This is a genomic window from Ornithinicoccus halotolerans (assembly GCF_009602535.1).
GTDB classification, from domain to species: Bacteria; Actinomycetota; Actinomycetes; order Actinomycetales; family Dermatophilaceae; genus Ornithinicoccus; species Ornithinicoccus halotolerans.
Genome location: NZ_WIQI01000049.1, coordinates 1 through 20790, shown reverse-complemented (window position 1 = coordinate 20790; position 20790 = coordinate 1). Strand labels below are relative to the sequence as shown.

The 20790-nt window shown below is 72.9% G+C and carries 22 protein-coding genes; 18 read left to right on the top strand and 4 right to left on the bottom strand.

Annotated features, from left to right (window positions below; genetic code table 11):
- From prmC to GFJ45_RS09765, 16 genes are all read left to right on the top strand, one after another.
- Positions 1 to 848, top strand: an 848-nt coding sequence (prmC, locus tag GFJ45_RS09840; RefSeq protein WP_153396673.1) for a peptide chain release factor N(5)-glutamine methyltransferase, incomplete at its 5' end; no start/stop codon positions are given.
- A 276-nt stretch (positions 849 to 1124) separates the two neighbouring features.
- Positions 1125 to 1937 carry an L-threonylcarbamoyladenylate synthase gene (locus tag GFJ45_RS09835; protein WP_153396671.1) on the top strand — a complete coding sequence of 271 codons (813 nt, stop codon included), beginning with the start codon at positions 1125 to 1127 and terminating at the stop codon, positions 1935 to 1937.
- Positions 1938 to 2010: 73 nt separating this feature from the next.
- Positions 2011 to 3303, top strand: coding sequence for a serine hydroxymethyltransferase (locus GFJ45_RS09830; protein ID WP_153396669.1), 1293 nt, complete (start codon positions 2011 to 2013; stop codon positions 3301 to 3303).
- A 24-nt stretch (positions 3304 to 3327) separates the two neighbouring features.
- Positions 3328 to 4416, top strand: coding sequence for a glycosyltransferase family 4 protein (locus GFJ45_RS09825; protein WP_153396667.1), 1089 nt, complete (start codon positions 3328 to 3330; stop codon positions 4414 to 4416).
- Between the two features lie 87 nt (positions 4417 to 4503).
- Positions 4504 to 4965, top strand: coding sequence for a hypothetical protein (locus tag GFJ45_RS09820; RefSeq protein ID WP_153396665.1), 462 nt, complete (start codon positions 4504 to 4506; stop codon positions 4963 to 4965).
- A gap of 29 nt (positions 4966 to 4994) precedes the next feature.
- Positions 4995 to 5225, top strand: coding sequence for a hypothetical protein (locus tag GFJ45_RS09815; RefSeq protein ID WP_153396663.1), 231 nt, complete (start codon positions 4995 to 4997; stop codon positions 5223 to 5225).
- A gap of 94 nt (positions 5226 to 5319) precedes the next feature.
- On the top strand, positions 5320 to 6141 hold the full coding sequence (gene atpB / locus GFJ45_RS09810; protein WP_228386799.1) for a F0F1 ATP synthase subunit A: 822 nt from the start codon (positions 5320 to 5322) through the stop codon (positions 6139 to 6141).
- Between the two features lie 72 nt (positions 6142 to 6213).
- A complete protein-coding gene (locus tag GFJ45_RS09805; RefSeq protein ID WP_153396661.1) occupies positions 6214 to 6429 on the top strand; it encodes an ATP synthase F0 subunit C in 216 nt (71 codons plus the stop codon).
- A 111-nt stretch (positions 6430 to 6540) separates the two neighbouring features.
- On the top strand, positions 6541 to 7107 hold the full coding sequence (locus GFJ45_RS09800) for a F0F1 ATP synthase subunit B (protein ID WP_153396675.1): 567 nt from the start codon (positions 6541 to 6543) through the stop codon (positions 7105 to 7107).
- On the top strand, positions 7107 to 7916 hold the full coding sequence (locus GFJ45_RS09795) for a F0F1 ATP synthase subunit delta (RefSeq protein ID WP_153396659.1): 810 nt from the start codon (positions 7107 to 7109) through the stop codon (positions 7914 to 7916). Before GFJ45_RS09800 ends, GFJ45_RS09795 begins: the two co-directional genes overlap by 1 nt.
- 72 nt (positions 7917 to 7988) lie before the next feature.
- Positions 7989 to 9638, top strand: a complete 1650-nt coding sequence (gene atpA / locus GFJ45_RS09790) for a F0F1 ATP synthase subunit alpha (protein ID WP_153396657.1) — start codon at positions 7989 to 7991, stop codon at positions 9636 to 9638.
- 94 nt (positions 9639 to 9732) lie between these two features.
- Positions 9733 to 10632 (top strand): F0F1 ATP synthase subunit gamma, encoded by a 900-nt coding sequence (locus GFJ45_RS09785; protein WP_153396655.1) that lies wholly within the window; start codon positions 9733 to 9735, stop codon positions 10630 to 10632.
- A gap of 13 nt (positions 10633 to 10645) precedes the next feature.
- Complete coding sequence (gene atpD, locus GFJ45_RS09780; protein WP_153396653.1) at positions 10646 to 12103, top strand: F0F1 ATP synthase subunit beta; 1458 nt, start codon at positions 10646 to 10648, stop codon at positions 12101 to 12103.
- Positions 12104 to 12170: 67 nt separating this feature from the next.
- Entirely contained in the window at positions 12171 to 13511 is a 1341-nt protein-coding gene (locus GFJ45_RS09775) for a uracil-xanthine permease family protein (RefSeq protein ID WP_153396651.1), read from the top strand.
- Between the two features lie 38 nt (positions 13512 to 13549).
- Complete coding sequence (locus GFJ45_RS09770) at positions 13550 to 13831, top strand: F0F1 ATP synthase subunit epsilon (protein WP_153396649.1); 282 nt, start codon at positions 13550 to 13552, stop codon at positions 13829 to 13831.
- Between the two features lie 2 nt (positions 13832 to 13833).
- Positions 13834 to 14277: a DUF2550 family protein gene (locus GFJ45_RS09765; protein ID WP_194288607.1), complete on the top strand. Its 444-nt coding sequence runs from the start codon at positions 13834 to 13836 to the stop codon at positions 14275 to 14277.
- 6 nt (positions 14278 to 14283) lie between these two features.
- Here GFJ45_RS09765 and GFJ45_RS09760 read toward each other — a convergent pair whose 3' ends face one another.
- Entirely contained in the window at positions 14284 to 14907 is a 624-nt protein-coding gene (locus GFJ45_RS09760; RefSeq protein WP_153396644.1) for a cob(I)yrinic acid a,c-diamide adenosyltransferase, read from the bottom strand.
- Positions 14908 to 15072: 165 nt separating this feature from the next.
- On the opposite strand from GFJ45_RS09760, the gene GFJ45_RS09755 reads away from it, so the two are divergent.
- Positions 15073 to 15477: an STAS domain-containing protein gene (locus tag GFJ45_RS09755; RefSeq protein WP_153396642.1), complete on the top strand. Its 405-nt coding sequence runs from the start codon at positions 15073 to 15075 to the stop codon at positions 15475 to 15477.
- Positions 15478 to 15514: 37 nt separating this feature from the next.
- Here GFJ45_RS09755 and GFJ45_RS09750 read toward each other — a convergent pair whose 3' ends face one another.
- From GFJ45_RS09750 to nucS, 3 genes are read right to left on the bottom strand one after another with little or no spacing between them, the layout of a single operon-like run.
- Entirely contained in the window at positions 15515 to 16654 is a 1140-nt protein-coding gene (locus GFJ45_RS09750) for a MalY/PatB family protein (RefSeq protein WP_153396640.1), read from the bottom strand.
- Complete coding sequence (locus GFJ45_RS09745) at positions 16651 to 18192, bottom strand: gamma-glutamyltransferase (RefSeq protein WP_153396638.1); 1542 nt, start codon at positions 18190 to 18192, stop codon at positions 16651 to 16653. The genes GFJ45_RS09750 and GFJ45_RS09745 overlap by 4 nt, the downstream gene beginning before the upstream one ends.
- Before the next feature lie 60 nt (positions 18193 to 18252).
- Complete coding sequence (nucS, locus tag GFJ45_RS09740) at positions 18253 to 18948, bottom strand: endonuclease NucS (protein WP_153396636.1); 696 nt, start codon at positions 18946 to 18948, stop codon at positions 18253 to 18255.
- A gap of 51 nt (positions 18949 to 18999) precedes the next feature.
- Here nucS and GFJ45_RS09735 point away from each other — a divergent pair, with 51 nt between their 5' ends.
- Complete coding sequence (locus tag GFJ45_RS09735) at positions 19000 to 20673, top strand: 3-hydroxyacyl-CoA dehydrogenase family protein (RefSeq protein ID WP_153396634.1); 1674 nt, start codon at positions 19000 to 19002, stop codon at positions 20671 to 20673.
- Positions 20674 to 20790 lie beyond the last annotated feature (117 nt).

Sequence of the window (20790 nt, the reverse complement as noted above, 5' to 3'; positions counted from 1 at the left end):
GCGTTCAGCCGGGTGCTCGGCCGCTCTCCGCCCGGCTCGCCGGCGCCGGCGTCACCAGCCCGCGCGCGGACGCCGAGACGCTGCTGGCGCACGTCCTGGGGGTCGAGCGAGGTGAGCTGCGCCGGCTGGTGGCGCTGGGGCGGGACGTCGAGGCGGCCGCCGAGAGCCGCTACCAGGGGCTGGTGGACCAGCGAGGAGACCGGGTGCCGCTGCAGCACCTGACCGGTGAGGCCCACTTCCACGGGGTGACGCTGGCGGTCGGCCCCGGGGTGTTCGTCCCTCGTCCGGAGACCGAGACCCTGGTCGAGCGAGCGCTGGCGCTGCTGGCCGGCGGCGGCCCCGCGCCGGTGGTGGTGGACCTGTGCGCAGGAAGCGGCGCCGTGGCGGTGGCGATCGCGCGCGCCCGTCCCGACGCCGAGGTGCACGCGGTGGAGGTCTCGGCCTACGCCCACGCCTGGGCCGAGCGCAACATTGCCGCCCACGCCCCGCAGGTGCGGCTGGTGCTCGGTGACGCCGGGACCGCGCTGCCCGAGCTGGACAGCCGGGTGGACCTGGTCGTGAGCAACCCGCCCTACATCCCGCCGGGGCAGGTGCCGGTGGATCCGGAGGTGGCCCGGCACGACCCACCGGAGGCGCTCTACGGCGGCGGCGGGGACGGGCTGTCGGTGCCGTTGCTGGTCGCCAGCCGGGCACGCTCGATGCTGCGGCCGGGCGGCCGGCTGCTGCTGGAGCACGGGGAGGAGCAGGGCGCGGCGCTGAAGGCCGCCCTGCTGGCTCAGGGCTGGCAGCAGTTGCGGGACCATCCCGACCTCACCGGGCGGCCCCGCGTGCTGCACGCCCGCCGCTGAGCGCGCCGGAGCCCCGCCGGACGGGCGGGGCTCCGGCGTGTCGGCGGTGGCGGCGGTCCTACAGTGCGTTCAGGATCCAGATCACCAGCACGATGATCAGCAGCACACCGACGATCGTCCAGATCATTCCGCTTCCGCGCATGCTTCCTCCTTTGGGCGGAGCCGGGCGACGACTGTCGACCGGTGTCTCACGCGTCACTGTAGTAGCAGGGCCCCGGTCGCGCTCGATGGCGCGAGGCGGGGTGCGAGACTGGCCCGACGAACTGGGAGGTGGCGATGGCTCCGGCCACGGGACGGGTGCTCGACTGCACCGACCCGCAGCAGCGCGAGGAGGCCCTGCGGGAGGCGGCTGAGGAGGTGCGCGCCGGCCGGGTCGTCGTGTTGCCCACCGACACGGTGTACGGCGTGGGCGCCGACGCCTTCGACGTGGTGGCGGTCGCGATGGTGCTCGCCGCCAAGCACCGGGGGAGGGAGATGCCCCCTCCGGTGCTGGTCCCGAGCGCACGCACCGTGGACGGCCTGGCCGTGGACGTGCCGATGTACGCCAAGATCCTGATGCGCCGGTTCTGGCCCGGCGGGCTGACCCTCGTGCTGCGCGCACAGCCCTCGCTCAGCTGGGACCTGGGGGAGACCAACGGGACGGTCGCGGTGCGGATGCCCGACGACGAGGTCGCCCTGGCCCTCCTCTCCGACGTCGGCCCGATGGCCGTCACCAGCGCGAACGTGACCGGGAACCCGGCTGCCACCACCGCTCAGGAGGCGCTGGAGCAGCTCGGCGGCGCGGTGTCGGTCTACCTCGACGGCGGCCCGCGCAGCGGCGGCGTGGCCTCCACGATCGTGGACTGCACGAAGGCGGAGCCGGAGATCCTGCGCCCGGGCGCGGTCGGCAGCGAGCAGCTGCGGGAGGTGCTGGGCGCCACGACCCTGCACGACGCCGGCGCAGGGACCGGTGCCGACACCGCAGCCGGTGGCGGCGGCACGGCCGCCCCGGGCCTCGCTCCCGCCCGCTCGCGGCAGGTGGGCTCGATGCGGCCCTCAGGTCTGCCGGTGCGCCAGGGCGCGCGGCGCACGCTCCCCCCGGGTCGCTGACGGGGGGTCCTACAGTGGTCCCCGGCAGCCGCGGCACCGCCACCGTCCCCGCACGAACGATCAGGAGCGCGCCATGAGCACCGAGGTCAGGCCCGACAGCTACTACGGCCCGTCCTTCCCGGCCCTGCTGGAGCAGGACCCCGAGATCGCCCGGCTCCTGGTCAGCGAGCTGGACCGGCAGCGCGCCGGGATCCAGCTCATCGCCAGCGAGAACCAGACCAGCCCGGCCGTGCTGGCGGCGCTGGGGTCGACGCTGTCGAACAAGTACGCCGAGGGCTATCCCGGCCGGCGCTACTACGGCGGCTGCTCGGAGGTCGACCAGGTGGAGGAACTGGCGATCGCCCGGGCGAAGGAGCTCTTCGGCGCCGACCACGCCAACGTCCAGCCGCACTCCGGGGCCAGCGCCAACCAGGCCGTCTACGGGGCGTTCGTGAAGCCGGGGGAGAAGGTGCTGGCGATGTCGCTGGACCACGGCGGCCACCTGACCCACGGGTTCAAGGTGTCGTTCTCCGGCAAGTGGTTCGACGCGGTGCACTACGGCGTCAGCCGCGAGACCGAGGACATCGACTACGACCAGGTCCGCGACCTCGCGCGGGAGCACCGGCCCAAGATCATCCTGGCCGGTGGCTCGGCCGTGCCGCGGCTCATCGACTTCGCGGCGTTCCGCGCCATCGCTGACGAGGTCGGCGCGGTGTTCTGGGTCGACGCGGCCCACTTCATCGGGCTGGTGGCCGGCGGCGCCATCCCCTCACCGGTGCCGCACGCCGACGTCGTCAGCTTCACCACGCACAAGGTGCTGCGTGGCCCGCGCGGTGGCGCCATCGTGTGCAAGGAGGAGCACGCGGCCAAGATCGACCGTGCGGTGTTCCCGATGATGCAGGGCGGACCGCTCATGCACGCCGTCGCCGCCAAGGCGGTCAACTTCGCCGAGTGCGCGACGCCGGAGTACCGCGAGTACGCCGGCCGTGTGGTCCGCAACGCCGCGGCGCTCGCCGGGGAGCTGGGGGAGCGGGGCATCCGGCCCATCACCGGCGGCACCGACACCCACCTGTCGCTGCACGACCTGCGGGAGGTGGGCGTCACCGGCGCCGACGCCGAGAAGCGGTGTGACGCCGCCGGCATCGTCCTGAACAAGAACGCCATCCCGTTCGACCCGGAGAAGCCCAACGTGGCCTCCGGGATCCGGGTCGGCTCCCCCTCCGTCACGACCCAGGGCATGGGCGAGGAGCAGATGCGCCAGGTGGCCGCGCTGATCCATCGCGCAGTGACCGCCAGCGACGGGGACCCCGAGCACCCGGTGGCTCGAGAGGTGCGGGCGCAGGTCGGCGAGGTGCTGAGCGCCTTCCCCGCCTACCCGGCCGCCTGAGCCCCGGGCCGGGAGCCGCCCGCTGTGCGTGAGTACCTGCTGATCCTGCTGGTCGCGGCGATCGTCACGTACGTCGCAACCACGGCGGCGCGGCGGCTCGCGTTCGGCGTCGGGGCGGTCACCCCGGTGCGCTCCCGCGACGTGCACTCGGTGCCGATCCCGCGGCTGGGCGGCGTCGGGATGTTCCTGGGCTTCGCGGCCGCGGTCCTGGTGGCCTCCCAGCTGCCCTACCTGGGTCAGCTCTTCCGGAGCCAGGAGCTCTACGGGGTGCTGCTGGGCGCGGCGCTCATCACCGTGCTGGGCGCCGTGGACGACGTGCGGGACCTGGACTGGCTGACCAAGCTGGCCGGGCAGGTGCTGGCCGCCGGCGCCATGGCCTACTTCGGCGTGCAGCTGCTCTCGCTGCCGGTGGCCGGCGTCACCGTGCTGCCGGAGCCGGTCCTGGTCACCCTGACCGTCCTGATCGTCGTCGTCTCGACGAACGCGGTGAACTTCGTGGACGGCCTGGACGGCCTCGCCGCCGGGCTCGTCCTCATCGCGGCCGGAGCGTTCTTCGCCTGGTCCTACCTGGTGAGCCACGACTTCGACCCCCCCAACGTGTTCTCCTCGGCGACCTTCATCACCGCCGCCCTCATGGGCTGCTGCCTCGGGTTCCTCCCGCACAACCTCCACCCCGCCCGGCTGTTCATGGGGGACGCGGGGGCGCTGCTGCTGGGGCTGCTGCTGGCGGCCGCGACCATCTCGATGACCGGCAGCGTCGATCCCAGCTCCTCGGTGGCCGCCACCTCGGCGCTGACCGCCTTCGCGCTGCCGCTGCTGCTCCCGCTGGCGATCATCGCGCTTCCGCTGGCCGACATGGCGCTGGCGGTGGTGCGGCGCACCCGACGGGGGGAGCGGCCGTGGAAGCCCGACTCCCACCACCTGCACCACCAGATGCTGCGCATCGGCCACAGTCACCGGCACGCGGTGGCGCTGCTGCACCTGTGGGGCGGGCTGATCGCCATCGGCGCGGTCAGCTTCGCCTTCTTCGACCCGCTGCCGACGGCGGTCGGCATCGCGGTGCTGGTCACCGTCGCGGGGCTGCTGACGTGGCGGCCGTGGGGCCGCTCCTGAGCCCCCCGGCACCCAGACGTTCGCCCCGACCGGGGTGCTTGTGATAGTTTTCACAAGCACCCCGACCAGACCTGCCGAGGATCACGATTGCCCGCCACCTCCCCGCTGGAGACGGACGCCCGGCGCCACGGCGCCATGCGTCAGATGGTCGTGTGGTCGGTGCCGGCCGCGCTGGTCGTCGCGCTCGCGGTCGCGCTGGTGGCCGGCCTGCTGGTCGGCGCGACCGCGGGGTGGTCCGCCCTGCTGGGCGGGGTGCTCTCGCTGCTGGTGTTCGCCGCCGGGCTGCTCGCCATCCGGGCGGTGCTCGCCGGGCCTGCCGCGCTGTCGATGGCCGGGGCATTCGCGGTGCTCGTCGCCCAGCTGGTGCTCACCGCCGTCGTGCTGGCCGTCGTGTTCAGCCAGGGCTGGGCCGACGTCGTGCCGCTGGCGGTCGGGTTCCTGCTCGCCGGGCTGGTCTTCCAGGTCGGCGTCATCGTCGGCTACCTGCGCTCGCGGCAGCTGGTGGCGCCGGGGTCCCCGGTCGACACCAGGGACGGGGGCCAACCATGATGGGCCCAGCCGTCCCCCGGAGCCACGCCATGAGCAGCAGCGAACCCGCCGGGCCTGAGGAGCACACCCCGGGCCGCGGTGCACAGACCCATCTGGCCACCGACGCCATCGCCTACCTGCTGGCAGGGCCGTTCACCTTCGGCGGGATCGGCTTCGGCGTGGACCACCTGCTGGGCACCTGGTTCGTGCTGCCGCTGGGCGTCCTGGCCGGGATGGCGCTGTCGATCTACCTGCTGTGGCTCAGGTACGGTACTCCGTGACCCCCACGACCGTGACCGACGCCGCCTGGACAGGGGTGTGCCGACCCGCGACGTTCCGGTGGGCTCCTCCTCACGAGACGACCAAGGAGAACGAGTGAGTGCGACCATGACGGCCGCCGGGACCCTGCTCCCCATGGCGGGCGAGGAGAGCCACTTCCCCCCCACGCCGGCCGACTTCTGGCAGCCGCTCTTCCCGATGTTCTCCCTCGGGGAGACCACGTACTACTTCACGCGGCCCATGGCGCTGATCCTCATCTCCTTCATCGTGCTCACGGTGTGGCTGCTGGTGTCCACCCGCCGGGCGTCGGTGGTTCCGTCCAAGGGACAGTGGTTCACCGAGCGGGTCTACGACTTCGTCCGCAACGACATCGCCCGCGACATGATCGGCAGCCGCGACTTCCTGCGCTTCACGCCGTTGCTGTTCGCGCTGTTCACCTTCATCCTGCTGAACAACTGGTTCGGCATCATCCCGCCGTTCCAGAACCCGACGATGGCGCGGGTCGCGTTCCCTATCGCGCTGACCCTCATCGTCTACGTGGTCTACCACTGGATCGGCGTGCAGAAGCACGGCCTGGGTGGCTACTTCCGGTTCATGATCCCCCCGGGGCTGCCGTCCTGGCTGGTCCCCTTCATCTTCCTGCTGGAGCTGATGACCTTCTTCATCACCCGGCCGCTCACGCTGGCGCTGCGACTCTTCGGCAACATGTTCGCCGGCCACATGCTGCTGGTGGTCTTCATCATCGGCGGCTGGGAGCTGCTGGTGCACGGGGGAGCCCTCAGCCTGGTGGCGCTGCCGGCCTGGATCATGGGCGCTGGGCTGACCGTGTTCGAGGCACTGATCCAGTTCCTGCAGGCCTACGTCTTCGTCCTGCTGGCCGCCTCCTACTTCGGCGGTGCGCTCGCGGATGAGCACTGACGCACAACTGAATAGACCGATTGCCACCGGCGGTGCCCACCGACCGGGACATCACACAGAAAGAGAATCGACGTGACTGGTGACATCACTCTGCTCGGCTACGGCCTGTCCGCCATCGGCCCGGCCATCGCCGTGGGTCTGATCTTCGCCGCCTACATCAACGGCGTGGCGCGCCAGCCCGAGGCTCAGAAGCTGCTCCAGCCGATCGCCATCCTCGGCTTCGCCCTCGCCGAGGCGCTGGCCATCTTCGGTCTGGTGCTGTTCTTCATCGCCTTCTTCGTCGGCTGACGACCCGCCCACTAGTCCGGCCCTCCGGTGAGCCCGGGGGCCGGCACCTTCCAGGAACAGGAGACGCTCGTGGACAACACCGCGATCGCCGGTCTCGTCGCCAGCGGGGCGATGGGCGAGGGAGAATCCCCGCCGATCCTCCCCTACATGCCGGAGCTGGTCTTCGGGACCGTCATCTTCCTGGCCTTCCTGTGGATCATCGCCAAGAAGGTGGTCCCCAACCTGGAGAAGGCCTACGAGGAGCGCGCCTCCGCCATCGAGGGCGGGATCGCCAAGGCGGAGAAGGCACAGGAAGAGGCCGAGGCGGCGCTCCGGGAGTACCGGGCCCAGCTGGCCGAGGCGCGGGACGAGGCCGCTCGCATCCGCGAGGAGGCCAAGGAGCAGGGCGCAGCGATCGTGGCTGACATGCGCCGGCAGGCCCAGGCCGAGTCGGCCCGGATCACCGAGACCGCGCACCGGCAGATCGAGGCCGAGCGGCACCAGGCGATGGTGGCCCTGCGCAGCGAGGTCGGCCGGCTGTCGACCGAGCTGGCCAGCCGTATCGTCGGTGAGTCGCTGGAGGACGAGGCCCGTCAGCGCGGCATCGTCGACCGCTTCCTCGCCGACCTGGAGGCCGGTGAGCGCCAGCCGACGACCGTCGCCGGCGGCCCCGAGGGCGCCGAGAGGACGGACTCCTGATGCAGGGGCCCTCCCGTGGTGCCCTCCGCACCGCTCGCGGCGAGCTGGAGCGGGTGCTGCCCGACGTGGACCGCACCCGGCTGGGTGAGGAGCTCCTCTCCGTGGCCGGGGTGGTCCACGGGTCGGTGCGGCTGCGGCGCGCCCTTGCCGACCCCTCCCGCGAGGGGACGGACAAGTCCCGGCTGGCTGCCCAGGTGCTGGGCGAGAAGGTCTCGCCGGAGGCCCGCGGCCTGGTGGAGACGGTGGCGGCCCAGCGCTGGAGCGAGGAGGCCGACCTGACGGTGGCGCTGGAGTCACTGGGCGTCGAGGCGATCCTGGCCGCCGCGGAGCAGCAGCGCCGGCTGGACCAGGTGGAGGACGAGCTGTTCCGGTTCTCCCGCATCGCCACCGGTACGCCCGACCTGCGCGCCGCGCTGGTGGAGCGGCGGGCACCCGCGGAGGCCAAGGCCGCCTTGGTCGACCGGCTGCTCGGCGGCCGCGCCAGCGCAGAGACCGAGCGGCTGGTGCGGCAGGCCGTCACCGGCTCCCGGCTGGGCCGGTTCGACCGGGCGCTGCAGGGCTACCTGGAGATCGCTGCTCGCCGCCAGGAGCAGCTGACCGCCGTCGTCACCGTGGCGGTCCCACTGGACGAGGCGCAGCGGGAGCGGCTGGTCCGCGCTCTCAGCGAGCAGACCGGGCGCGCCGTCCACGCCAACGTCATCATCGATCCCGAAGTAGTGGGTGGGGTCCGCGTCCAGATCGGTGACGAGGTCATCGACGGCACGGTCGCCCACCGCCTCGACGAGGCACGACGCCACCTGGCCGGCTGACGGCCACCGACCACCCACCTGCCCTGGGTCCGGCCACGACACGGAGACCGGCCCGTACACGAGGAGAAGAACATGACGGAGCTTTCGATCCGTCCGGAGGAGATCCGCGACGCCCTGGACACGTTCGTCCAGTCCTACGAGCCCGGCGCCGCCTCCCGTGAGGAGGTCGGCCGGGTCGTCGACGCCGGTGACGGCATCGCCCACGTCGAGGGGCTGCCCTCGGCGATGACCAACGAGCTGCTGCAGTTCGAGGACGGCAACTTCGGCCTGGCGCTGAACCTGGACGTGCACCAGATCGGTGTGGTCGTGCTGGGTGAGTTCTCCGGCATCGACGAGGGGCAGGAGGTCCGCCGCACCGGTGAGGTCCTCTCCGTCCCGGTCGGTGACGGCTACCTGGGACGCGTGGTGGACCCGCTGGGCAAGCCCGTCGACGGCCTGGGCGAGATCGAGACCGAGGCCCGGCGCGCCCTGGAGCTGCAGGCGCCCTCGGTGGTGCAGCGCAAGTCGGTGCACGAGCCGCTGCAGACCGGCATCAAGGCCATCGACTCGATGATCCCCATCGGCCGCGGTCAGCGTCAGCTCATCATCGGTGACCGGCAGACCGGCAAGACCGCGGTGGCCATCGACACCATCCTGAACCAGAAGGCGAACTGGGAGTCCGGCGACCCGGACAAGCAGGTGCGCTGCATCTACGTCGCGATCGGCCAGAAGGGCTCCACCGTGGCGGCGGTGCGCAACAAGCTGGAGGAGAACGGCGCGCTCGACTACACCACGATCGTGGCTTCGCCGGCCTCCGACCCGGCCGGCTTCAAGTACCTGGCCCCCTACACCGGCTCGGCCATCGGCCAGCACTGGATGTACCAGGGCAAGCACGTGCTGATCGTCTTCGACGACCTGTCCAAGCAGGCCGAGGCCTACCGTGCCGTGTCGCTGCTGCTGCGCCGCCCGCCGGGGCGTGAGGCCTACCCGGGTGACGTGTTCTACCTGCACTCCCGGCTGCTGGAGCGCTGCGCCAAGCTCTCCGACGAGATGGGCGCGGGTTCGATGACCGGCCTGCCGATCATCGAGACCAAGGCCGGCGACGTGTCCGCCTACATCCCGACCAACGTCATCTCCATCACCGACGGCCAGATCTACCTGCAGTCGGACCTGTTCAACGCCAACGTGCGCCCCGCGATCGACGTGGGCATCTCGGTGTCCCGCGTCGGCGGCTCCGCGCAGGTCAAGGCCATGAAGGAGGTGTCCGGCCGACTGAAGGTCGACCTGGCGCAGTTCCGCGAGATGGAGGCCTTCGCGATGTTCGCCTCCGACCTGGACGCGGCCTCCCGTGCCCAGCTGGAGCGCGGCGCCCGCATGGTCGAGCTGCTCAAGCAGCGCGAGGCCAGCCCGCTGCCCGTCGAGGAGCAGGTCGCCGTCATCTGGGCCGGCACGACCGGCCAGATCGACGACGTGCCGGTGGAGGACGTCCGCCGGTTCGAGAGCGAGTTCCTGGAGATGCTCCGCCTGGAGCACGAGGGGCTGCTCGCCGGTATCCGGGAGAGCGGCAAGCTCGGCGACGACACCCGCAGCTCCCTCGAGGATGCGATGACGGCCTTCAAGGAGCGGTTCCGCCCCTCCGGTGACGCAGGCGTGCGCCCCGGCAGCACCGAGGACGACGAGAACATCGACTCCCTCGAGGACGAGGACGTCAACCAGGAGCAGATCCGGCGCCAGAAGCGCTGACCGGGTGGCCCGGGCGGCGGAGCTCCGCCGCCCGGCCCCCAGCAGCCAAGGGCACCCTGCACCACCCCCACCGAACGGCAGAAAGAGGCGAGATATGGGAGCGCAGCAGCGGGTCTACCGCCAGCGCAGCCGGTCCGTCCAGTCGATGAAGAAGATCACTCGGGCGATGGAGCTGATCGCGGCCTCCCGCGTGCTGAAGGCCCGGCAGCGCGTCGAGCAGACCACGCCGTACGCGCGGGCCATCACCCGCGCCGTCTCGGCGGTGGCGACGTTCTCCGACGTGGACCACCCGCTGACCACGGAGCGGGAGAACCCCACCCGGGCCGGCGTGCTCATCGTCACCAGCGACCGCGGGCTGGCGGGGGCCTACTCAGCCAACGTGCTCAAGAAGAGCGAGCAGCTGCGCGAGCTGCTGCACGAGGACCAGCGGACGTTCGTGCCCTACCTGGCCGGCCGCAAGGCGGAGGGGTACTACAACTTCCGGCAGCGCCCGTACGAGACCAGCTGGAGCGGGTTCTCGGACGCGCCTACCTTCGAGATCGCCAAGGAGATCGGCGAGCGGCTCACCGCCGACTTCATCAAGGGCGCCGACGAGGGCGGGGTCGACGAGATCCACCTGGTCTACACCCGGTTCATCAACATGGTCAGCCAGGAGGTCCAGGTGGTCCGGCTGCTCCCGCTGGAGGTCGTGGAGGAGGACGTCAGCGAGTCCGGGGCCGACCTGTTCCCGCTGTACGAGTTCGAGCCCAGCGGACCCCAGGTGCTGGACGCGCTGCTACCCAAGTACGTCACCTCGCGCATCTACAACGCGCTCCTGCAGGCGGCGGCGTCGGAGCTGGCGGCACGGCAGCGGGCGATGAAGTCGGCGACGGACAACGCCGAGGAGCTCATCAAGACCTACACCCGGCTGGCCAACCAGGCCCGCCAGGCCGAGATCACCCAAGAGATCAGCGAAATCGTGGGCGGCGCCAGCGCCCTCGCCGACGCCAAGTGAGAAGGAAGCACCCATGACTGCCACTGTGAACGACACCTCGCAGGAGACCCGTACCGGCGGCGTCGGGCGGCTCGCCCGCATCATCGGCCCGGTCGTCGACGTCGAGTTCCCGCCGGACGACATGCCCTCGATCTACAACCTGCTCACCACCGACGTGGAGCTGGGCGGGGAGACCCGCAGGCTGAACCTCGAGGTCGCCCAAGACATCGGCGACAACATGGTGCGCGCCATCTCGCTGCAGCCGACCGACGGGCTGGTGCGCGGCGCGACCGTCCAGGACACCGGTGGCCCGATCACCGTGCCGGTGGGTGACGTGACGCTCGGCAAGGTCTTCAACGCCACCGGTGACTGCCTCAACCTCGAGGAGGGCGAGCGGCTGGAGGTCACCGAGCGCTGGGGCATCCACCGCCAGGCCCCGGCCTTCGACCAGCTCGAGGCGAAGACGCAGATGTTCGAGACCGGCATCAAGGTCATCGACCTGCTGACCCCCTACGTGCTGGGCGGCAAGATCGGCCTGTTCGGTGGCGCCGGCGTCGGCAAGACGGTGCTCATCCAGGAGATGATCGCCCGCGTCGCACGCGACCACGGTGGTGTGTCGGTGTTCGCCGGCGTGGGTGAGCGCACCCGCGAGGGCAACGACCTCATCGTCGAGATGGAGGAGAGCGGCGTCCTGGGGCAGACCGCGCTCGTCTTCGGCCAGATGGACGAGCCGCCGGGGACCCGACTGCGCGTGGCGCTGTCCGCGCTCACGATGGCGGAGTACTTCCGCGACGTGCAGAAGCAGGACGTGCTGCTGTTCATCGACAACATCTTCCGGTTCACCCAGGCCGGCTCGGAGGTCTCCACGCTGCTCGGCCGGATGCCCTCCGCCGTGGGCTACCAGCCCAACCTCGCCGACGAGATGGGTGTGCTGCAGGAGCGGATCACCTCCACCCGGGGCCACTCGATCACCTCGATGCAGGCGATCTACGTGCCGGCTGACGACTACACCGACCCGGCCCCGGCGACGACCTTCGCCCACCTGGACGCCACGACCGAGCTGTCCCGCCCGATCGCCTCCATGGGCATCTACCCGGCGGTGGACCCGCTGACCTCCACCAGCCGGATCCTGGACCCCCGCTACATCAGCCAGGAGCACTACGACACCGCCGTCCGGGTGCGGTCGATCCTGCAGCGCTACAAGGAGCTGCAGGACATCATCGCCATCCTGGGTATCGACGAGCTCTCCGAGGAGGACAAGATCCTGGTCGGCCGGGCCCGTCGTATCCAGCGGTTCCTGTCGCAGAACACCTACGTGGCCAAGCAGTTCACGGGCATCGAGGGTTCCACGGTGCCGCTGAGCGAGACGGTGGAGGCCTTCACCCGGGTCGCCGACGGCGAGTACGACCACCTGCCCGAGCAGGCCTTCTTCATGTGCGGTGGGCTCGAGGACGTGGAGCGCCAGGCGCACGAGCTGGAGAAGAACAGCTGACCAGCAGCACCCCCGGCGGCGGCGAGGCCCTTCCTCGCCGCCGCTGCCGTGCGCAGAGGAGACTGCCGTGATCGAGACCTTCCGCTGGCGGCGGCACGGGGACGGCTACTCCGTCCGCCCCGGCGAGGTGGTCACGCCCGGTGAGCGGCTGGCCTGGCTGCCGACCGTGGGCATCGGGGCCCAGCACGTGGTGGCGATGTTCGGCGCCACCTTCCTGGTGCCGCTGATCACCGGGTTCCCGCCGTCGACGACGCTGCTGTTCTCCGGCGTGGGAACCCTGCTCTTCCTGCTCCTCACCGGCAACCGGGTCCCCAGCTACCTGGGGTCCTCGTTCGCCTTCATCGCGCCGATCTCGGCCGCGCAGGCCAGCCACGGGCCGGCCGGCGCGCTGGGCGGCGTGGTGCTGGCCGGCGTGACCCTCGCCGCTGTCGGCCTGCTGGTCCAGTGGGTCGGGCACGGGTGGATCCAGCGGGTGATGCCGCCGACGGTCACCGGCGCGATCGTGGCTCTCATCGGCCTCAACCTGGCCCCGGCGGCCAAGGACAACTTCATGCAGTCGCCGGTGACCGGCGCCGCGACGCTCGCGGCGATCGTGGCGTGCTCGGTCCTGTTCCGGGGCCTGCTCGGGCGGCTGTCGATCCTGCTGGGGGTCGCGGTCGGCTACCTGGTCGCAGTGGTTCGGGGGGAGGTCGAGCTGGCCGGCGTGCGGGAGGCGGCGTGGCTGGGCGCCCCGGAGCTGATGGCGCCCGCCTTCCACTGGAGCGTCGCCGGGCTCTTCGTCCCCGTCGTGCTGGTCCTGGTCGCCGAGAACGTCGGGCACGTCAAGTCGGTCGCCCAGATGACCGGAGCGGACCTGGACCCGGTGATGGGGCGGGCGCTCATGGCCGACGGGCTCGCGACGACGCTGGCCGGTGCCGGGGGTGGCTCGGGGACGACGACCTACGCGGAGAACATCGGGGTGATGGCGGCCACCCGGGTGTACTCCACGGCCGCCTACTGGGTCGCCGGCCTCACCGCCGTGGGGCTGGCGTTCCTGCCGACCTTCGGCGCCCTGATCCAGACCGTGCCCGCCGGGGTGCTCGGCGGGGCGGCCACGGTGCTGTACGGCATGATCGGCGTCCTGGGGGTGCGGATCTGGGTCGCGGCGCGGGTGGACTTCGCCCACCCGGTGAACCTCACCACCGCCGCGGTGGCCCTGGTCGTCGGCATCGCGGACTACACCTGGCTGGTCGGTGACCTGGAGTTCGCCGGCATCGCCCTCGGCACCGGCGCCGCCCTGGTCGTCTACCACGGCATGCAGGCGCTGAACCGGGTCACCGGCGCGCTGCCGGGGCCGGTCGACGACCGCCCGCTGGCCGGGCAGCAGGCTGGGGAGCCGGCCGCCGACGCCCCACCCCCCGCGCGCTAGACTGACCACCCGCATCCACCGTCTTGGGAGGAACATTCGTGAGCACGCTGCAGGTCGAGCTGGTCGCGGCTGACCGCCGCGTCTGGTCCGGCGAGGCCCAGGCCGTCAGCGCCCGCAGCACCGAGGGTGACCTGGGTATCCTCCCCGGCCACTCCCCGCTGCTGGGCGTCCTCGTGGAGGGCGAGGTGCGGATCGACACCGGCGACGGCCGGGAGACGGTCACCATCGACACCGGGTTCCTCTCGGTCGACCACGACCGCGTCACCATCGTCGCCGAGCAGGTGGACGCGTCGTCGCTCAGCTCGGGGGCCACGGACTGACGGTGGACGGCGACGGCATCCTCCTCGTCGCCCTCGCGGTCGTGGCCGCGCTGGCCGTGGTCCTGCTGGCCACCTGGGGAGCCCGCCAGCGACGCGCCGCGGGTGGGTCCCGGCTGCGGCCGGTGCCCTGCTGCTACCGCGTCTCCGCCGCGCAGCCGTGGCGGCCCGGCCGGCTCCGCTACGACCACGACCGCTTGGACCACTTCGGTCCAGGCGGTCTTTCCGTGCGCCCGGAGCACCGGTGGGACCGGGCCGTCCTCGACCTCGGCGTCGCGCGCACGCTCACCGACTCCTGCCCGGGCCTGCCGCGGGGGGTGCGGGCGACCGCGGTGACCTGCCGCTACGGCGAGGACTCGTTCGAGCTGGCGCTGGGGCACCCGCACTACACGGCGCTGCGCTCCTGGCTGGAGTCGGTGCCCCCGGGCTGGAACAGCAACGTCGCCTGAGCCCGGCTAGGACCGCTCCTGCCGGCCGCCGCCGGGCCGCCACAGCACGTCCCCGCCGGCCTGCAGGTTCGCCACCCGGGCGAGGATGAACAGCAGGTCGGACAGCCGGTTCAGGTAGGTCGCGGTCAGCGGGCTGACGCCGCCGACGCCCCGCTCGGCCTCCTCGGGGGCCGGCTCGCTGCCGTGCGTCTCCAGCGCCGCCCAGGCGCTGCGCTCCGCCCGCCGGACGACCGTCCGGGCCAGGTGCAGCTGCGCGGCCCCGGCGGTCCCGCCCGGCAGGATGAAGGAGCGCAGCTTCTCCAGCTCCTCGTTGTACCGGTCGCAGTCGGTCTCCAGCTCATCCACCCAGGCCTGCTCCACGCGCAGCGGCGGGTGCTCGTAGCTGCTGCGCAGTGGCGTGCACAGGTCTGCACCGACGTCGAACAGGTCGTTCTGCACCCGCAGCAGCACCGTGCGCACGTCCTCCCGCAGCGCCCCACCGGCCAGCGCCACCCCGATCGCCGAGTTGGCCTCGTCGGTGTCCGCGTAGGCCACCAGTCGCGGGTCGGTCTTGGTGGTGCGGCTGAAGTCGCCCAGCGCGGTGGTGCCGTCGTCGCCGGTGCGGGTGTAGATGCGGTTGAGGATGACCATGGCGCCATCGTGGCAGACCCGCCCCGGGTGGTCGTGGCCCCTCGCGGCCGCCGGTGTGGCCCAGTCGTGACCGGATCGTGACGTGCCACGGGCAACCGGCTCCCCCGCCGTGACGTCTGGAGAGGTAGATGCTGGTGGCAGGGCTGATGCAGGAAGGGGCTGGACATGGTGGGTGCGGCGGCGCTCGGGGGCAGCAGCGTGGTCCCGGTGGAGATCCTCGTCGACTCCCCGGGCCGGGAGGTGACGCTGCGGGGGCCGCTGCAGGTGCGCACCGTGCCCGACGTCCGGGCGGCGCTGCACCGTGCCCTGCTGGGCGGGCAGGGTGACCTGGTGCTGCACCTGGCGGAGGCCGAGGTGGCCGACGCCACCGGGCTCGGCATGCTGGTGGGGCTGCACCACCGGGCCCGCCGGCTCGGCCGCCGGCTGGTGATCGCCGAGGCCACCGAGCGGCTGGAACGGCTGCTGCGGATCACCCGGCTGCACCTGGTGCTGGCCCGGCTGGACGGCAGCAGAGCCTGGGAGCTGCCCGGCCCGGTGCCCGGGGCACCGCCGTTCCCCCCGATCCGCTGAGACGGCTGCCGTCGGGCGGCGTGGCGGCCGCGCCCGGTCACCCCCAGGCGCGCACCAGCCGTTCGGCGATCTGCTCCACCCGCACAGGGCTGGTGCCGACGTTGACCCGCACGTGGCCGGCCGACCCGGGCCCGAAGTCCTGCTGCTCCAGCCGCACCCGCCCTCGCTCCAGCGCGGTGCGGGCGGGCGCGGCCAACCCGAGCTCGCGCACGTCGAGCCAGGCCAGGTAGGTCGCCTCTGCCGGTGCCATCCGGACCGCGGGCAGCCGGTCGGCCAGCCGTTCCTGCAGCAGCGCGAGGTTGCCGGCGACGCGCTCGCGCACCGCCGCCAGCCAGCGGTCTCCGTCGCGGTAGGCCGCGGTCGCGGCCGCCATCCCCAGGCCCGTCGCGCCATGGGTGAGCACCGGCGGCAGCCGCTGCAGCCGGGCGTGGTCCTCCCGGAGCTGGCTGACCAGCAGCGCGCACGGCAGCCCGGGCATGTTGAACGCCTTCGTGGCTGCGGTGAGCGTCGTGACCGGGGCGTCGGAGGAGGCCACCTGGGCATAGGGCACGAACGCCGTCCCGGGGTGGGTCAGCGGCGCGTGGATCTCGTCGGTGATCACCCGCGCGCCGGCCGGCTCCACCACGTCCCGCAGCTCGGCCAGCTCCTCGGCCGACCACGCCCGGCCGACCGGGTTGTGCGGGTGGCACAGCAGCACGGTGCGCGCCCCGTCCGCCAGCTCACGGGCGATGGCGGCGAGGTCGAGCCGGTAGCGGCCCGCGCGCTCCAGCAGCGGCACCGCCCGCAGCGCGTGGCCGGTGTCGGTCACGGTCGCCAGGAAGGGCGGGTACACCGGGGTGGGGACCACGACCGGGCCCGCCTCGGCCAGCTGCCGCAGCGCCAGCGCCATCCCCGCCATCACGCTGCCGAGGACGGTCACCCGCCCGGTGTCGACCGGCCAGTCCCAGTGCCGCCGGGCGAAGCCGGCGAAGGCGTCCGGCAGCCCCAGCGTCTCGGCCGGCGGCGGGTACCCGAGCACCCCGGTGGCGGCCGCGGCGGTGACCGCGTGCTGCACCGGCTCGGCGACGGGGAAGTCCATCTCGGCCACCCATGCGGGGAGCACGTCGGGCCCGTCCAGCGCCCACTTCAGCGGGGCGGCGGAGCGCAGGGCGTCGTCGTCGAGGTCGCGCAGCATCATCCGACCATGGTGGCCGATGCCCGGCGCGGGTCCGCGGCGGCGTGCAGCGCGCCGTCGGCGGCGCGCAGCGCCGCGCCCACGCCGCCGAAGTACATCGCGTGCGGCTCGTGGACGAACGTCGGCAGCTCGTGCCCGGCCAGCGCCTCGGTGAGCGCCGGGTCGTCCTCGTGGTCCAGCCGGACGGTGACCTCACCGTCGTCGCCGGGGACGGCGAGGTGGCGGACGTGCAGCCGCGGGGCGTCCACGGCGTGCTGCAGCTCCTCGCCGTCCAGGCAGAACCGGGTCAGCACCTGCAGCAGGGCGGTGGTGATGCGGTCGGCGCCGGGGGAGCCGATGGCCAGCACGGAGCCGTCCGCGTGCCGGCCGGTCGCTGGTGCCATGTTCGAGGGCAGCCGGGTGCCCGGCGGCAGCACGTGGGTGCCGCGGCGGTTCAGCTCCGGCTCGCCCAGGGCGTTGTTGGCCAGCAAGCCGGTGCCGCTGACGGTCATCCCGGAGCCGTAGCCGGCCGAGGCGGTCGCGGCGCAGGCGGTGCCTTCGGCGTCGACGACCGAGACGTGCACGGTGTCGGCCGAGCGGGGCAGGCCGACGGTCCCGAGCTCGCGCAACGTGCTGATGAGCTCGTGCCCGGCCGCCTCCAGGTCCTCGGCGGTGTCCAGCCGCTGCAGCCGCAGGTCCAGCACCCGGCGCATCACCTCGGCGAGGGTCCGCGCAGAACGGTCGGGGGCGTGCTCCACCAGCCGCAGCATCGCGGTCAGCACCGGCCCGCCGATGGACGGCGGCGGGTTGGCGGCCAGCTCCCACCCCGCCAGCCGGGTCCGCAGCGGGGCGCGCACCAGCGGCCGGTAGGCAGCCAGGTCCGCCGGGCCGAGCAGGCCACCGCGCTCCTGCACGTCCCGCGCCAGCCGCCGCCCGAGCTCGCCGGTGTACAGGGACTGCGGCCCCTCGGCGGCCAGCTGCTCCAGGCTCTGGGCCAGCGCCTCGTCGCGGACCAGGTGCCCGGCGGGCAGCGCGGCACCGGCGTCGGTGTAGACGGCGCGCGTCGCGGGGTCCCAGGCCAGGACCGAGTCGCGCACCAGCGCCAGGTAGGAGGCCGCAGACCGGCCGAGCGGGAACCCCTCGCGGGCGGCAGTGACGGCGGTGCCGAGCAGCTCGGCCCACGGTGCGCGCCCGTACCGCTCGTGCGCCTCACCGAGGGCCGCCACCATCCCGGGCGTAGCCACCGAGCCGGGACCGGCCAGCGTGGTCAGCCCGCCGCCGTAGCTGGTGCGGCAGGTGACCAGCCCCTGTCCCCACCGCTCCGGCGCTGCCTCCCGGCCCGGCATCTCCACGTTGCCGTCGATGACCACCGGGGACCCCGCGGCCGGCCACACCGACACGAAGCAGCCGCCCAGTGGCGCCATGATCCCCGGCTCGGTGACCGAGGCGGTGAGCAGCGCGGCGGCGGCGGCGTCCACGGCGCTCCCGCCCGCGGCCAGCGCGGCCGCCCCGGCCTGTGCGCACAGCGGGTTCGGGGCGGCGACGGCGGCCCGCGTGGTCATGGCCCAAGTCTGCCGGACGGCCCGCGCTGGCCGTGCCGTGGCCCCGGGTCGCCCGGTCGATCAGAACAGCCGCGACTCCGCGTCATCCATCCCGCGCAGCGCCTCGTAGTCCAGGGTCACGCACCGGATGCCCCGGTCCGCGGCCAGGGTGCGGGCCTGCGGCTTGATGACCTGGGCGGCAAACACGCCGGCCACGGGGGCCAGGTGCGGGTCCCGGTTCAGCAGCTCCAGGTAGCGGCTGAGCTGCTCCACCCCGTCGATCTCACCGCGGCGCTTGACCTCCACCGCGACCGCGCCGCCGCCGGGGTCCCGGCACAGCAGGTCCACCGGGCCGATCGCGGTGGGGAACTCCCGGCGCACCAGCCGGTAGCCCTCGCCGAGGGTGTGCACGTGCTCGGCGAGCAGCTGCTGCAGCTGTGCCTCGACGCCGTCCTTGACCAGCCCCGGGTCGGCGCCCAGGTCGTAGGAGCTCTCCTGCAGCACCTCGTGCACCCGGACCCGGAGGGTGTCGTCCCGCTTGGCGTGGCGCACCAGCCACACCGACGTCACCCCCTGCTCGCGCTCGGCCTCGTCGGGCGCGAGCTCGGTGAGGTGGCACGGCGGGGCCATCCAGTTCAGCGGCTTGTAGGAGCCGCCGTCCGAGTGCACCAGCACCGACCCGTCGGCCTTGACCATGAGCAGCCGCGTGGCCAGCGGCAGGTGGGCCTGCAGGGCCCCCTCGTAGTCGACGCTGCACCGGGCGATCACCACACGCACGGCGCCCACCCTAACCGTGGCGCCTCCGCCCGCCGGTGAGAGGATCGGGCCATGGCACGACGGATCAGCAGCGTGGGTGTGGTCGGGCTCGGCACGATGGGCGCCGGAATCGTCGAGGTGTTCGCCCGGGGCGGGCTCGAGGTCGTGGGGGTGGAGACCACCGAGGAGCTGGCCGACCGGGGACGGGAGATTTTGCAGGCCTCGACCGGCCGGGCGGTGCGCCGCGGCAAGCTCTCCGAGGAGGAGCAGCAGGCGCTGCTGGACCGGGTCACGGTCAGCACGGAGCTGGCCGACCTGGCCGGGGCCGACCTGGTCGTCGAGGCCGTCCCGGAGGTGGTCTCGGTCAAGCAGGACGTGTTCCTCCGGCTGGACGACGTCGTCGCGGAGGACGCCGTGCTGGCGACCAACACCTCCTCGCTGTCGGTCACCGAGATCGCCGCCGGCACGCGGCGGCCCGAGCGCGTGGTCGGCATGCACTTCTTCAACCCGGCCCCGGTGCTGCGGCTGGTCGAGGTGATCACCACGCCGCGCACCGACCCGGAGGCCTCGGAGGGGGTGCGGGAGCTGGCCGAGCGGCTCGGCAAGAAGCCGGTGGTCGTGGGGGACCGGGCCGGCTTCGTGGCCAACTACCTGCTGTTCGGCTACCTCAACTCCGCGCTGGCCATGGTGGAGCAGGGCCATGTCTCCCGCGAGGACCTGGACGTGGCGATGCGGGTGGGCGCCGGGCTGCCGATGGGCCCGCTGACGCTCATGGACCTGATCGGCCTGGACGTGTGCCACCACATCGGTGAGGTGATCTACGGCCACAGCCGCAGCCCGTTGCACCGTCCCAGCACCATGCTGGGACGGATGGTCACCAGCGGCCGGCTCGGCCGCAAGTCCGGCCAGGGCTTCTACACCTACGCCTCCGCCGGGAGCGGGGAGGTCGTGCCCGATGAGCTCACCCCCGCCGACCACGGCGACGTCGAGGTGCCGGAGGCGGTCGGGGTGGTCGGCTCGAGCCCGCTCGCCGAGGACCTGGCCGGCCGGCTGGACGAGGCCGGCTTCCGCGTCACCCACGTGCCGGACGCCGGTGGTGACCTGGGGCCGCTGGCCTCGGTGGGGCTGGTGATCGAGGCCCAGGAGGAGGAGCCCGACCCGGAGTCCGAGCCCGCCGGCCGGGATGTCGATGACCTGTTCGCCGAGCTCGGCGAGGTGACCGCGCCGGGCACGCTGCTCACCACGGTCAACACCTACTCCGGCGTCGCGCTGGCCGCGATCAGCGGCCGGGCCGGGGAGACGACGGTGCTGCGGGTGCACGCACCGACCCCGCACGCCCAGGTCATCGAGATCGGCCGCAACCACGCCACGGCCGGGCCCACCGTGCGGACGCTGCGCGAGGTGGTGCGCCGGCTGGAGGCGGTCCCGGTGGTGGCCCGGGACCGCACCGGGCTGGTCGTGGACGCGCTGCTGGTCAGCTACCTCAACGACGCGGTGCGGATGCTCGACGAGGGCTACGCCACGGTCGACCAGGTCGACACCGCGATCCGCCACGGCCTGGGCTACCCGATGGGCCCGTTCGCGATGATCGACCACATCGGCGCCGACGAGGTCCTGGTCATCGCCGAGGAGCTGTACTCCGGCAGTGCCGGCTACCAGCCGCACCTGGCGCCCTCCCCGCTGCTGGTCGAGCACGTGCTGCTGGACCAGCCGTTCACCGAGGGCGCCGCGGCGGGCCGCGGCTAGCGGCGGGCAGCCGGTGAGCCCCCGCAGCAACCGGCCCCGCCGGCGGAGGCCATCCGACGAGCGATCCTGCAGAACGCGGGGCAGACCTGCTCGGCCGGCTCCCGGCTGCTCGTGCAC